The sequence below is a fragment of the Enterobacter sp. 198 genome (assembly GCF_009025585.1).
Classification (GTDB): Bacteria; Pseudomonadota; Gammaproteobacteria; order Enterobacterales; family Enterobacteriaceae; genus Enterobacter; species Enterobacter ludwigii.
In genome coordinates, this window is the sequence record NZ_WCIM01000010.1 from 158,192 (window position 1) to 171,184 (window position 12,993).

At 54.8% G+C, this 12,993-nt stretch carries 13 protein-coding genes; 8 read left to right on the forward strand and 5 right to left on the reverse strand.

Annotated features, from left to right (window positions below):
- The first annotated feature begins 55 nt into the window (after positions 1-55).
- Both F8561_RS03735 and F8561_RS03740 read left to right on the forward strand, forming a co-directional pair.
- Entirely contained in the window at positions 56-517 is a 462-nt protein-coding gene (locus F8561_RS03735; protein ID WP_151887163.1) for a multidrug/biocide efflux PACE transporter, read from the forward strand.
- 118 nt (positions 518-635) lie between these two features.
- Entirely contained in the window at positions 636-1,865 is a 1,230-nt protein-coding gene (locus F8561_RS03740; RefSeq protein WP_151887164.1) for an amino acid permease, read from the forward strand.
- A gap of 32 nt (positions 1,866-1,897) precedes the next feature.
- On the opposite strand, the gene F8561_RS03745 is transcribed toward F8561_RS03740, so the two are convergent.
- Positions 1,898-2,371 (reverse strand): Lrp/AsnC family transcriptional regulator, encoded by a 474-nt coding sequence (locus F8561_RS03745; protein ID WP_032670215.1) that lies wholly within the window; start codon positions 2,369-2,371, stop codon positions 1,898-1,900.
- 116 nt (positions 2,372-2,487) lie between these two features.
- Between F8561_RS03745 and F8561_RS03750 the strand changes: the two genes are divergently transcribed.
- Positions 2,488-3,099, forward strand: a complete 612-nt coding sequence (locus F8561_RS03750) for a LysE family translocator (RefSeq protein WP_134179537.1) — start codon at positions 2,488-2,490, stop codon at positions 3,097-3,099.
- Between the two features lie 28 nt (positions 3,100-3,127).
- Here the strand turns inward: F8561_RS03750 and F8561_RS03755 are convergent, their stop codons facing one another.
- Both F8561_RS03755 and yjdI read right to left on the reverse strand, forming a co-directional pair.
- Positions 3,128-3,400, reverse strand: a complete 273-nt coding sequence (locus tag F8561_RS03755; RefSeq protein WP_014171484.1) for a GNAT family N-acetyltransferase — start codon at positions 3,398-3,400, stop codon at positions 3,128-3,130.
- 10 nt (positions 3,401-3,410) lie between these two features.
- Entirely contained in the window at positions 3,411-3,641 is a 231-nt protein-coding gene (gene yjdI / locus F8561_RS03760) for a 4Fe-4S mono-cluster protein YjdI (RefSeq protein ID WP_020883756.1), read from the reverse strand.
- Positions 3,642-3,819: 178 nt separating this feature from the next.
- On the opposite strand from yjdI, the gene F8561_RS03765 reads away from it, so the two are divergent.
- From F8561_RS03765 to F8561_RS03785, 5 genes are all read left to right on the forward strand, one after another.
- The gene (locus tag F8561_RS03765; protein ID WP_032678909.1) at positions 3,820-5,457 is read left to right on the forward strand and encodes a sensor histidine kinase; all 1,638 of its coding nucleotides are present in this window, start codon (positions 3,820-3,822) and stop codon (positions 5,455-5,457) included.
- Positions 5,458-5,460: 3 nt separating this feature from the next.
- The gene (locus F8561_RS03770) at positions 5,461-6,162 is read left to right on the forward strand and encodes a response regulator (protein WP_134179539.1); all 702 of its coding nucleotides are present in this window, start codon (positions 5,461-5,463) and stop codon (positions 6,160-6,162) included.
- 168 nt (positions 6,163-6,330) lie between these two features.
- On the forward strand, positions 6,331-7,419 hold the full coding sequence (locus F8561_RS03775; protein ID WP_020883753.1) for an ABC transporter substrate-binding protein: 1,089 nt from the start codon (positions 6,331-6,333) through the stop codon (positions 7,417-7,419).
- Positions 7,420-7,497: 78 nt separating this feature from the next.
- Complete coding sequence (locus F8561_RS03780; RefSeq protein ID WP_020883752.1) at positions 7,498-9,267, forward strand: ABC transporter permease; 1,770 nt, start codon at positions 7,498-7,500, stop codon at positions 9,265-9,267.
- Complete coding sequence (locus tag F8561_RS03785; protein WP_134179541.1) at positions 9,260-10,330, forward strand: ABC transporter ATP-binding protein; 1,071 nt, start codon at positions 9,260-9,262, stop codon at positions 10,328-10,330. The genes F8561_RS03780 and F8561_RS03785 overlap by 8 nt, the downstream gene beginning before the upstream one ends.
- A 77-nt stretch (positions 10,331-10,407) precedes the next feature.
- On the opposite strand, the gene manA is transcribed toward F8561_RS03785, so the two are convergent.
- Positions 10,408-11,574, reverse strand: coding sequence for a mannose-6-phosphate isomerase, class I (gene manA, locus F8561_RS03790; RefSeq protein WP_151887165.1), 1,167 nt, complete (start codon positions 11,572-11,574; stop codon positions 10,408-10,410).
- Positions 11,571-12,989, reverse strand: coding sequence for a glycoside hydrolase family 1 protein (locus tag F8561_RS03795; protein WP_032678911.1), 1,419 nt, complete (start codon positions 12,987-12,989; stop codon positions 11,571-11,573). The genes manA and F8561_RS03795 overlap by 4 nt, the downstream gene beginning before the upstream one ends.
- Positions 12,990-12,993 lie beyond the last annotated feature (4 nt).

Genomic DNA, 12,993 nt, shown 5'->3' on the forward strand with positions numbered 1-12,993 from the left:
GCGATAACAATAGGCCGCATCAACGCCAAAATGCGTATTCACGAGGTCTAAAACTATGCAACATCAGGATGCACTCCAACGTAAACTGCCGGAGCGGATCTTTCATGCCGTCTGTTTCGAAGGGATTGCCACGGCGATCCTCGCCCCGACGGCGGCGTGGCTTATGCAACGTTCCGTGGTGGAGATGGGTGGATTGACCATTATTCTGGCAACCACCGCCATGCTCTGGAACATTATCTATAACGTCGGCTTCGACCGTTTCTGGCCGGTTCACCGCATCACACGCACGGCAAAAATCCGCGCACTGCATGCGCTGGGATTCGAGTGCGGGTTTATTGTGATCGGCGTGTCGATAGTCGCCGCGGTGCTGGGCGTCACGCTGCTGCAGACATTCACACTGGAAATTGGTTTCTTCCTGTTCTTCCTGCCGTACACCATGTTCTATAACTGGGCTTACGATACGCTGCGCGAGAAATTCCTTAAACGTCGCCAGCAGCGACGCGCCCTCGCAGGCTAATTCCCTCTGGCCGGACGCCCGCTCCGGCCAAACTCCTTCGAAGCAACTGCGCTCTCAACCCATAATTATGGTAAATTGCGCTCCATTCTGTTGGTTTGATAGTTGATACGTTGCTCTAATGTCGAAAATTTGGTCAAAAGATGAGACTCTCTGGAGTTTCGCTCTCTATGGCACGGCCGTGGGCGCAGGAACGCTGTTCTTGCCCATTCAGCTGGGCTCCGCAGGCGCTATCGTCCTGTTTATCACTGCCCTTGTGGCCTACCCATTAACCTACTGGCCGCACCGCGCGCTGGCACAATTCATCCTGTCGTCGAAAACAAAAGGCAATGAAGGGATCACCGGCGCCGTTTCCCATTATTACGGCAGGAAGATAGGCAACCTGATCACCACGCTCTATTTCATCGCCTTCTTCGTGGTGGTGCAGATTTATGCAGTGGCCATCACCAACTCGTTAACTGAGCAGCTGGCAAAACACATGACGGTGGATACCGCCGTTCGCGTGCTGGTCAGTTTTGGCGTGGTGCTGGTGTTAAATCTGATCTTCCTGATGGGACGGCATATCACCATAAAAGTGATGGGCTTCCTGGTGTTTCCGCTGATCGCCTACTTTCTGTTTGTCTCGCTCTATCTGACCGGAAGCTGGCAACCCGCGCTGCTCACAAGCCAGATGGCATTTGACCGCCATACGCTGCATCAGGTCTGGATTTCGATCCCGGTGATGGTATTCGCTTTCAGCCATACGCCGATTATCTCGACGTTTGCCGTTGACCGCCGTGAGAAGTTTGGCGACGCCGCCATGGACAAGTGCAAGAAAATCATGAAGATGGCGTACCTGATTATCTGCCTGAGCGTGCTGTTCTTCGTGTTCAGCTGCCTGCTCTCTATTCCACCGTCCTATATCGTTTCGGCAAAACAGGAAGGGGTAACCATTCTGTCGGCGCTGTCGATGATGCCCTCTTCTCCGGCATGGCTGGGGATTTCCGGGATAATTGTGGCGATTATCGCCATGTCGAAATCGTTCCTCGGCACCTATTTTGGGGTGATCGAAGGGGCGACGGAGATTGTGAAGTCATCGCTGAACCAGGTGGGCGTGAAAAAGAGCCGCGCCTTTAACCGCGCGATCTCCATCATGGGGGTGTCGTTAATCACCTTTGCGGTGTGCTGCATTAATCCGAATGCCATTTCGATGATTTATGCCATCAGCGGTCCGCTTATCGCCATGATCCTGTTTATCATGCCGACGCTGTCGACGTACCTGATCCCGTCCCTGAAACCGTACCGATCTGTCGGCAACCTGCTGACGCTGATCGTTGGCGTACTGTGCGTGTCAGTGATGTTTGTAGGCTAAACGCCCCTGCGCCCGGCGTTCTGCCGGGCGCGTTATTCGTCACGCCCTGAAATGTCGAGCGGAAACGGCCTGTCCTGCACGACCGTTTTCATGACCAGCGTTGAGCGAAGATGCTGAACGCCGGGCATCGCAGAGAGCTTCTCATCATAAAGTTTCTGAAAAGCCGGCAGGTCGCGGGTCACGACGTGCATCAGATAATCAGGATCGCCAAATAAACGCTGCGCCAGCACAATTTGCGGGATCTCTTCCACCGCCTCCTCAAAGGCGCTCACCGCTTTTCTGTCGCCCTCTTTTAGCGTCGCAAACACGATCGCCAGAAAGTTAAACCCCATTTTGGCGGGATCGAGACTGGCCCGGTATCCCGTAATGGCCCCGCTTTGCTCCAGCGCCCGCACGCGCCGGTGACACGGCGAGAGGCTCAGGTTCACCCGTTCAGCCAGCTCCGTAAGAGATAAACGGCCATCAGCCTGCAACTGCGCAAGAATTTTTCGATCGATGCTGTCCATGTGGAAGATTTTGTCAATTTCACCGTCTTTTGAGCATAACATTGAAAACTCATTTCGTCCGGATACCGATATGCTTTCTCTCTGTTGACGGGTGAAATTCTGGAGTTTTACAGACGATGGAAATGAGTATTGTGGCCGGGTTTTGGGTGGTGTCTTTCCTGCTCATCATGACGCCGGGCGCCGACTGGGCTTACGCCATTAGCGCCGGCATCCACGGGCGGCGCGTGGTACCCGCAGTGATGGGCCTCATGTCCGGGCATCTGCTGGCGACACTGATTGTGGTCGCGGGCGTGGGCGTCATGATGGCGCAACATCCGCTGGCATTATCCGGGCTGACAATAGCGGGAGCACTTTACTTGCTGTGGCTTGGTATCTCACTGTTACGCGCTCCTGGCGCACCGGAAAGCGCCACAACCTCGGCGGCAAACTGGAAACAGTGGGCGGTGAAGGGATTATGTATCAGCGGCCTTAACCCGAAAGTTTTTTTGCTGTTCCTGGCCCTGCTTCCACAATTTACTGACCCGAAGGGAAGCTGGTCGGTTGCGATGCAGATGTCCGCGCTGGGCTTGCTACATCTCATCACCTGTACGCTGGTCTATCTGCTGGTGGGATACGGTTCAAAAGCCATCCTGGCCACCCGCCCGCAGGCCGCGCGTCAGGTGAGCAGAGCATCAGGAGGAATGATGGTAGTGATTGCGGTGGTGCTGCTGTTTGAACAGATCAGATAAAAAAACACCGGCCATTGCCGGTGTTTTTCTACGCCCGAATATCGTCATATTCCCGCGTATTATCAAACTCATGTTTGGCAAACGGGCATAGCGGGATAATTTTTCGATTTTCACCGCGCATCTTTGCGACCACTTTTGCCACCAGCTGTTTACCCACACCTTGCCCTTTCAGGCTCGGATCCACATCGGTGTGCTCGATAATGCTCAGATGCTCACCGGTCGGTACGAAGACAATCTCTGCAACCTGGTTACCGTCAGCATCGTTGACGTAAAACTTGTTATGGCCTTCCAGAATATCCATGGTTCCTCGCTTATTTTTGGCGATACTTCAGCGCACCGCTCGGGCAGGTATCAATCACATGTACAACCGTTTCGACGTCCACTTCATCCGGTATAATCCACGGTTTACGTTTCAGGTTGAAGAGCTTAGCGCTCCCGCGCACGCAATTTCCTGAGTGTTTGCAGATCGCGGTGTTGAAGTAAACGTCAATTTTCTCTCCGGTATAGGCCCGGTAGCCTGCATCCAGTAGCGCTTTATCCACGACATTGCCTCTGTAATTATTCGGGTGCTGGATGAAGCATAGCCTTACGCGATCCTGATAGCTATAACCCCCAAAACGAAAAGCCAGGTCACAACTCTGTTTTCGCCAGATTGCATCCCCCATTTCCTCATGTCAGTCTGCGCAGACCGCTCTAATCAGACTCCCCGCGTCAGGTCGTATGAAACGCAGACTCTCTTTTCAGGTAAAACTTTTTTTAGCGCTGGTGTGCTTCTCCTGCCTGCTGTTAGTTCTGCTGGGAACCATCCTGTTTCATTTTATTGACCGGCAACTGCATCACGATCTCGGCCAGCGCGCCCGGGTTCAGGCCAGCGAAATCGCGTTGATGCCGGGTCTGGCGGAAAACGTCGCGGCCAGAAATATCCCCGCCATCGCCCGTTTAATTCAGCCTATACGGGCCGAAAGTGATGCCAGTTATATTGTCATTGGCGATACCCGGGAACAGCATCTCTATCATTCAGAATCTCCGGAGCGCATCAATTTACCGATGATCGGCGGGGATAATGCGGAGGTATTACAAGGCAAAACAATTATTTCGGTGCGTAAGGGTGGGATTGGGGTTTCACTGCGCAGCAAAGCGCCCATCTTTAATGCGCAGCATCAGGTGATTGGGATTGTCTCGGTCGGTTATTTGACGTCGTACATTGCGAATATCAATGCGCGTATTCTCTGGCAGTCCGGGTTATACGGTATGGGTCTGTTGCTGTTACTGTTTATTTTTTCCTGGTTGTTTACCCGCAATCTTAAAAAGCAGATGTTCCGCCTTGAGCCAAAAGATATTGCGCAACTGGTCTTACAGCAACGCGCGCTGCTGGAAGCAATGTATGAAGGGGTATTTGCCGTCAATGAAGAAAAGCAGCTGATTTTAATTAACCGTGCCGCCAGAGAGATGCTGGATATTCATCAAAGTGAGAAAGCGCTTATCGGCAAACCGCTGGAAGACGTTCTGCAAACGTCCCCCGGTTTTTTATCTCAGCGCTACGCCTCGGTTAGCCGCGGCAGCCACGACCAGATTGCGGTGCTTAACCAGCGCGAGGTGATTGTGAACCGCGTGGCGATTGAGGTTGAACCTGGTGTTGAAAGCGGTTGGGTTTATAGCTTTCGCGACAAGAATGATATCAACACTCTCAGCAGCCAGCTAAGCCAGATTAAACGCTATGCGGATAACCTGCGCATTATGCGTCATGAACAGCTGAACTGGACCGCCACGCTGGTGGGGTTGCTGCAGATGAAACACTATGACGAGGCGATCCGTTACATCCAGGCACAGTCAGAAGGGGCGCAGCGCGTGCTGGACTTCGTCTCAGCCCATTTTGTCTCGCCGGCCCTGTGCGGATTGCTGCTAGGGAAATATGTCAGCGCCCGGGAAAAGGGCGTTGAACTGCAGTTTGATCCCGCCTGCCAGCTCACCCGCATGCCTGCCAGCATCACGGAAACGGAGCTGGTGTCGGTGATTGGCAACCTGCTGGATAACGCCGTTGACGCCACCCTGAAAGCCCCGGTTCCCGCACCTGTAGAGCTTTACATTTCCGATCGCAACCAGGAGTTGCTGATAGAGGTGGCCGATCGGGGTTGCGGGGTGGATGAGGCGATGAAACCGCATCTCTTTCGCCAGGGATTCAGCAGTAAGCCGGAAAGCGAGAACGACATTGTGGGCACAGAGCACGGTATTGGCCTGTTTCTGGTGGCAGGCTATATCAACAAGGCGGGCGGCAGCATTGAGATAACGGATAACGCTCCTCAAGGCACGATATTCTCTGTGTTTATTCCCAATCCACTCCCCGTTCGACAGGGCTAACGCATGACCACGACCCGAGCACTTGATGTTGTGATTGTTGAGGATGAGCCGCACCTGGCGGAACTGCATCGCGAGTATATCGAGCAAAATTTCCATTTGCGCGTGGTGGGCATTGCCGCGTCGATTGAGCAGGCGTGTAACCTGATACGCCAGCATCAGCCGAGGCTGATACTGCTGGACAATTATCTCCCGGACGGTAAAGGCGTGGCGTTAATCGATAACCCGCTCCTCAAAAGCTATGAATGCTCGGTGATCTTTATCACCGCAGCCAGCGATATGCAGACCTGTAGCCATGCCATGCGCAGCGGCGCGTTTGACTACCTGATTAAGCCCGTTTTTTTCCAGCGTCTGCACGCCTCGCTGGAGCGTTTTATGCGTTTCATCCACACCGTGCAGCAGGTGAAGGTTGTCGACCAGCATGCGCTGGATCGCCTGTTTAACCTCCCCGCCGCGGACACCTCGCAGACCCCGTCCACAAAGGGTATTGAGCCTCACACCCTGAACCGTATTAAGCGTTTATTTGCGGAACACCCCGAAAAAACAATGTCGGTGGAAGAGGTGGTGGAATACGTCGGCATCAGCAAAACCACGGGCCGCCGTTATCTGGAATACTGCGTGGAAAGTGGGTTAATCAGCATCGAAATGCTGTATGGCAATATCGGACATCCCAGAAGGCTTTACCGCAAAGCGGCAGAGAAAACGTAATCCGTAACCGTTCGTTTGCTAAGCGTCGCGGATTTTATGGTGTTAATTGCTGAAACGACGCCGACAATCACACTTCGGAACCGCAACCCGCGCCCCCCTATTGTCGGCGCGGAGCTATGCGCTATGTTGACAATTAGTTCCTCAAATGTAACTAAAAGGTTAACTATAATGTCGAACATCTTCCGAATTTCTCTGATTACCGCTACCGTACTGTGTTCTGCTTCCGCACTGTCTGCTTTGCCGCAGGGCTACCCTGCTGACTATCAAAAAATGGTCGATGCCGCGACCAAAGAGGGCAAAGTGGTGATCTACTCCACCACCGACACCAAAGCTGCCGGGCCGCTGATTGAGGGCTTCGAAAAAACCTATCCGGGCATCAAAGTTGAATATAACGACATGAACAGCACCGAGCTGTACAACCGTTTTATCAGCGAACAGGCCTCGGGTGGCGGTAGCGGCGATGTGGTCTGGAGCTCCTCCATGGACACCGGGCTGAAGCTCGCTACCGACTACGCCATGGAGTACAAATCACCGGAGCAAAGTCAGCTGCCTAAATGGGCGGTCTGGAAAGATAAAGCCTACGGCACCACCTATGAGCCCGTCGTGTTTATCTACAACAAACGGCTGATCCCGGCGGGCGACGTGCCTGATTCCCATGCGGCGCTGGCTAAGCTTATTGCCAGCCAGACGGATAAATTCAAGAGCAAAGTCACCACCTACGACATCGAAAAATCGGGTCTGGGCTTTATGCTCTCGGTGCAGGATCACAAGGCCGATCCTAACTACTTCAAAACCCTGGCCGATATCGCCAAAGGGGGCTTAGCCGTTCAGTCTTCAACCGGCACCATGATGGAGAGGGTGTCATCAGGGGAAAACCTGATCGGTTTTAATATCCTCGGATCCTACGCGGAAGCGCGCGCGAAGAACGATCCGTCGCTGGGGATCGCCTATCCAAAAGATTACACCCTGGTGTTATCACGCGTGTCGTTCATCAGCCAGCAGGCGCAAAACAGCAATGCCGCGAAACTGTGGCTGGACTACGTCCTGTCTGAAAAAGGACAAAGTATTCTGGCAAGCCAGGCGGATATCCCGTCCATTCGTAACGATATCGACGGCAAAAATGATATCGACGGCCTGACGAAAGTGCTCGGCAATGCGCTGAAACCTATCCCGGTTGATGAAAGCCTGCTGGAGTATCTGCAGCCGAAAAAACGCCTGGAGTACATCAAACAGTGGCGTACCGCTGCCGCCAAATAAGCGTCTGAGCGCGACGCGGGTCGTCGCGCTCCTGTTACCTGAGTTCGTTTTGCTGGGCTGCAACACCAGGGATACCCCATGAATACATTACGCAGAAAGTGGCAAAGCCTGCCGCGCGGTATTGTCGTGTTGATAACCGCCCTGGTTATCTACACGCCGCTGTCGTTTATCGTGATACAGAGCTTCTTGTCCGCCCCGTTCTTTTCACCGGCAAAAGAGTGGAGCCTTGAATCATTTGGTTTTATCTTCACCGACCCTGATTTCTATAAGGCGCTGAAAAGCGGTTTTATTCTCGCTTTCGGGCTGGTCATCATCGCCATTCCGTTAGGGGGCGTGCTGGCCTTTCTGATGGTGCGTACCGACCTGCCCGGCCGCCGCCTGATTGAACCGCTGATCCTCGTGCCGGTTTTCGTGTCGCCAATGGTGCTGGGATTCGGCTACGTGGTGGCCGCCGGTCCGGTGGGCTTTTTATCCCTCTGGGCGCAGGCGCTGATTGGTTTCGTACCGTGGAATATCTACGACATGTCGAGCATCGTGGTCATTGCTGGCCTGACGCATGTTCCGCATGCCTATCTCTATATTTCGTCCGCGCTGCGAAGCGTCGGTTCCGATGTGGAAGAGGCCGCACGTACCGCGGGTGCGTCGCCGTTACAGGTGATGACCTCGGTCAGCCTGCCGATGGTGCGCCCGTCCATTTTGTACGCCATCGTTCTGCTGTTCTTCCTCGGTCTTGAAGTGTTTGGTCTGATGCTGGTCCTCGGCGATCCGGAGGGCAACATGGTGCTGGCAACCTACCTGTACCAGCTGACCAACAAGCTTGGCACCCCTTCCTACCACCTGATGGCGGCGGTTGCGGTGGTGCTGATCTGTATCACCATTCCGCTGGTCATGCTGCAGCGTCGCCTGATGCGCACCGCCAACCGTTTCGTGACCATGAAAGGCAAAGCGTCCCAGGCCCGGGCCTTACCTCTGGGTAAATGGCGCTGGGTGGCGGGCGCGGTGGTCGCCTTCTGGCTTACCGTCACGATCGGCGTTCCCCTGCTCGGCGTGGTATTGCGCGCGTTTATCTCAAACTGGGGCGTGGGCGTTTCACTGTGGGACGAGCTTTCCCTGAGTACTTTTCGCACGATATGGGCGCAGCCGAACCTGCTGCGTGCCATCGTCAACTCCATGTCCATTGGGGTCATTGGCGGCGCGCTGGCCGTGGCGTGCTACCTGTTTGTCGGTATCGCCATGCACCGCAAACCGGACAATACCACGCGTTTCCTGGATTACAGCGTCCTGGTGCCGCGTGCCGTGCCTGGCCTGCTCGCGGGTCTGGCCTTTCTCTGGGTGTTCCTGTTCCTGCCAATGTGGCTGGATAATTCGCTGAAATCGGGCTGGCTTTCCGGGTTCGCCTGGAGCGACTGGATGCGCGAAAACCTGATTGTCTGGCTACGTTCACTGCGCAGCACCATTTTCAGCGTCTGGCTGGCCTATACGGTGGTCTGGATGGCGTACGGGCTGAGACTCATCTCGTCCACCCTGCTGCAGGTCGCGCCGGAGCTTGAAGAGGCTGCCCGCAGTACGGGGGCTACACGTGGCCAGATCACCCGCCATGTCACGATCCCGCTCTCCCGCTACGGCCTTATCGGTTCGTGGCTGCTGATGTTCCTGATTTTTGAACGCGAATATTCAACGGGTGTGTACCTGCTTTCACCCGGCACGGAAACCATCGGCTCGATGCTGGTATCCCTCTGGGCCGCGGGAGCCATTGATATTGTGGCGGCGCTCTCTTTTATTAACATCCTGCTGGTGGTGGTAGGTCTGGGCATTGCCCTTCGTTTCGGAGTCAAAATACATGATTGAATTAGCGGTTAACGATCTGCACCTGACCTACGGCGACAATCCTGTTTTAAAAGGGGTCTCCATGAACCTCAACCGCGGCGAAGTGGTCTCCCTGCTGGGGCCATCCGGCAGCGGGAAAACCACTCTGCTGCGTGCGGTGGCGGGCCTGGAAAAACCGACTCAGGGCTCGATTATCATTGGCAAAAACAAAGTCTATGACGGCACGCCGCGCAGTGAGATCCCGGCGGAAGAGCGTAACCTGGGCCTGGTGTTTCAGTCGTATGCGCTGTGGCCGCACAAAACCGTTTTTGAAAACGTGGCCTATCCGCTCAAGCTGCGCAAGGTTCCGGCCAAAGAGATCCAGCAGCGCGTACAGGACGTGCTGGACCAGCTCGGGCTGGGCCATCTGGGCAAACGCCACCCGCACCAGCTCTCCGGTGGACAACAGCAGCGCGTGGCAATTGGCCGGGCGCTGGTCTACAACCCGCCGGTCATTTTACTGGATGAACCGCTCTCTAACCTCGACGCCAAGCTGCGCGAAGAGGCTCGCGTATTCCTGCGTGAGCTGATTATCAAGCTGGGCTTATCCGCGCTGATGGTAACGCACGACCAGAATGAGGCGATGTCGATTTCCGACCGTATCCTGCTGCTTAACAACGGTAAAATCGAGCAACAGGGCACACCGCAGGAGATGTACGGCTCGCCGAAAACGCTGTTTACCGCTGAGTTTATGGGCAGCAATAATCGCCTGCACGGCAAGGTTACGGAAGTACGCGACGGCAAAGCGCGTATCGAAGGCAAAGGCTGGGTGCTGTGGGGCCAGGCCGGTGAAGGGGTACGAAGCGGTGAAGACGCCACCGCGGTGATCCGCGTCGAGCGCGTGGTGGTGGTCGAGGGGCCGGGTGAAAACCAGCTGGCGCTCCCGTTACTGACCAGCATGTATCTCGGCGACCGCTGGGAATACCTGTTCCGCACGCCGGGGGATGATTTTGTCATTCGCGCCTATGGTCACGAGGCCCGGGACCCGCTGCACTGCCACCTTTCGCTGCCTGAAAAGCACGTGTGGATCTTCCCGAAAAACTAAATGTAAAAAGGCTGCGATAAGCAGCCTTTTTTATACCCGACATACTGCCTGCACACGGCAGTGAAAACCTTACGTCATCAGCTTACCAGGCAAGACTGCCCGCGCTGAGTCAACGTCCATAAGGTTGTGACCGCCGGGATGAACGCAGACTGACCGGCGTTCAGCGTCATGGTGGCACCCTCGGCGTGGCTGAGCGTGGCACTCCCCTTCAGCACCAGCAGAATTTGCGCACGGTCTGTCCGGATGCTTTGCTGCTCGCAATGTTCAATGACGCTAAAGCGAAAATCCGTTACCGGGATCGGGTATTGCTGCATCCCCTCTTCCCGCTGCGGATGCATCCTGAGGCGGTCGGCTGGGGTTTCGTCAAACACCGTACAGCGCACTAATTCTGCCACGTTGATGTTCTTGGGGGTTAAGCCCGCGCGCAGCACGTTGTCAGAACTGGCCATGACCTCTACCGCCGTACCGTTCACATAGGCATGTAGCGTACCGGCGCGCAGGAACATCGCCTCACCCGGCGCAAGCGTAATGCAGTGCAGATACAGCGGGGCCAGAGCCCCGATGTCCCCCGGGTAGTCTCGCAGTAGCCGTTCGATAAAGGGCGCTACCGGAGCAAACACCCCGCATGCAAGTCGCGCTTCCAGACACGTCAGCACGCCCTCTTTTTCCGCCGGCTCAAGCGCCATCAGACGCGTAAAAAAGGCCTTAAGCCCTTCAGCATGCAGGTTGTTGCGAAACAGCGACAGCGCGGACGTCAGGGCCGGGGCATCCAGGCGCAAAAAGTGATTAGCAATCTCCTGATACGGCCGGAAGCCGTTCATGGCCATAAAAGGCGTCAGGGCAAAAACCAGCTCGGGCTTATGGTTCGCATCGGTGTAATCCTCTCCGGGCAGGTTGCCCTGACGGGCGAACCCGTCTTCTGCCTGGCGCTTATTGGGATGTACCTGCAGCGACAGTGCGCGCTCCGCTGACAGCAACTTCAGCAGGTAAGGCAACTGCCCCGCAGTTTCTCCCGCGCACGCGCCCAACATCTCTGCCGGCCTCTGTGAAATAAGGTCCTGTAAAGAGCGTAACCCTGTATCGGTTTCAATCTCCGAGCAGCCTGCGGGGTGGCTTCCCATCCAGACCTCGGCCTGGGGTTGATCGTCAGGGTTGAGCAGGCCAAAAAGATGATTAAGCGCTACCCGACTGCCCCAGGCGTAATTTTTGATGCCGTTACGCATCCGGTAAAAAGGCTGACTCATTGCGTATCCTTTTCACATTCGCCAGGGGTGAAGCCATTTTCAGCCGCCAGCTGCGCAAACCACAATGCGTTACGTTTGATTTGTCGCTCCCCGGTGGCTAAATCCAGACGCCAGAAGCCATATCGCCGCTTGAAGCTGTTGATCCAGGACCAGTTATCAATGAAGGTCCACTGATGAACACCAAAACAGTTGGCGCCGTCAGCGATACCACGATGCAGCTGGGCCAGATGCTCCTCCATCAGAGCGATACGGAAGGTGTCATCTATCACGCCATCGGCCTGCACCGGCCCTTCGGACTGCAGATCCATCGCGATGCCAATTTCCGCCAGATACCATTTAATATTGCCGTAGTTATCGCGAATATTGCAGGCAATGTCATAGATAGCTTCCGGGTGGATCTCGTTATTGTCGCGATAAGGGTTAAACCGTCCCTGAGGATCAATATAATTTTCGAAATAGACTTCCGGCGTGAAGTAATCGAGCGCGTAAACGCTTTCCCGCGCTTTCACCCTTCTCGGCACATAATAATTCACCCCCAGAAAATCAATTCTCGACTGCAGGATCGTCTCCACATCCTGCCGTGAAACCTCTGGTAAGCAGCCGTTTGCGGTTAAGATTTCGCACAGTTCTTTGGGGAATTCATGTTTAACCAGCGGGTCGAGGAAGCTACGGTTAAACAGCAGGTCGGCATACCAGGCCGCTTTTTTATCGGCCTCGCTGTCGCTGCGGGTATAAGAAGGCGTGAGGTTGAGCACGACACCAATCTCACCCGGCAAGCCCATTTCACGGTAGACATTCACCGCCCTGGCGTGCGCCAGCATAATATTAAAGGCGACCTGAGCCGCCAGTTTGCCATCTTTTTTACACGGATAATGGAAGTCATATAAATAACCGCCTTCCACCGGCACGATCGGCTCATTAAAGGTTATCCAGTATTTCACCTTATGGCCAAACAGCTCGAACGCGGTGCGGGCGAAGCGGGCAAAAAGCTCGGTTACGTAGGATGACTCAAATCCGCCATATGCTTTTTGCAGCGCCTCGGGCATATCAAAATGGTAAAGATTGATGATGGGCTCGATGCCGTTGGCAATCATTTCATCGAAGTAATCGTTATAGAAGCGGACGGCGTCGCGGTTTGGCTGTCCGGTTTTGAAATCATCGATCAGACGTGACCACTGAATAGAGGTTCGAAACGAGTTAAACCCCGTTTGCTTCATCAGGGCTACGTCTTCTTTATATTTACTGTAGGTTTCACAAACGTGCTGCGGACCAATCTGCTGAAAAAAACGCTCCGGTTGTTCGGCAAACCAGCTGTCCCAGACAGAACGGTGCGGCTTATTGGCTATGCCTTCCGTCTGCGGACCTGATGCCGCTGCGCCCCAAAAAAAACCTTCCGGGAATTGATACCGGTTCATAACG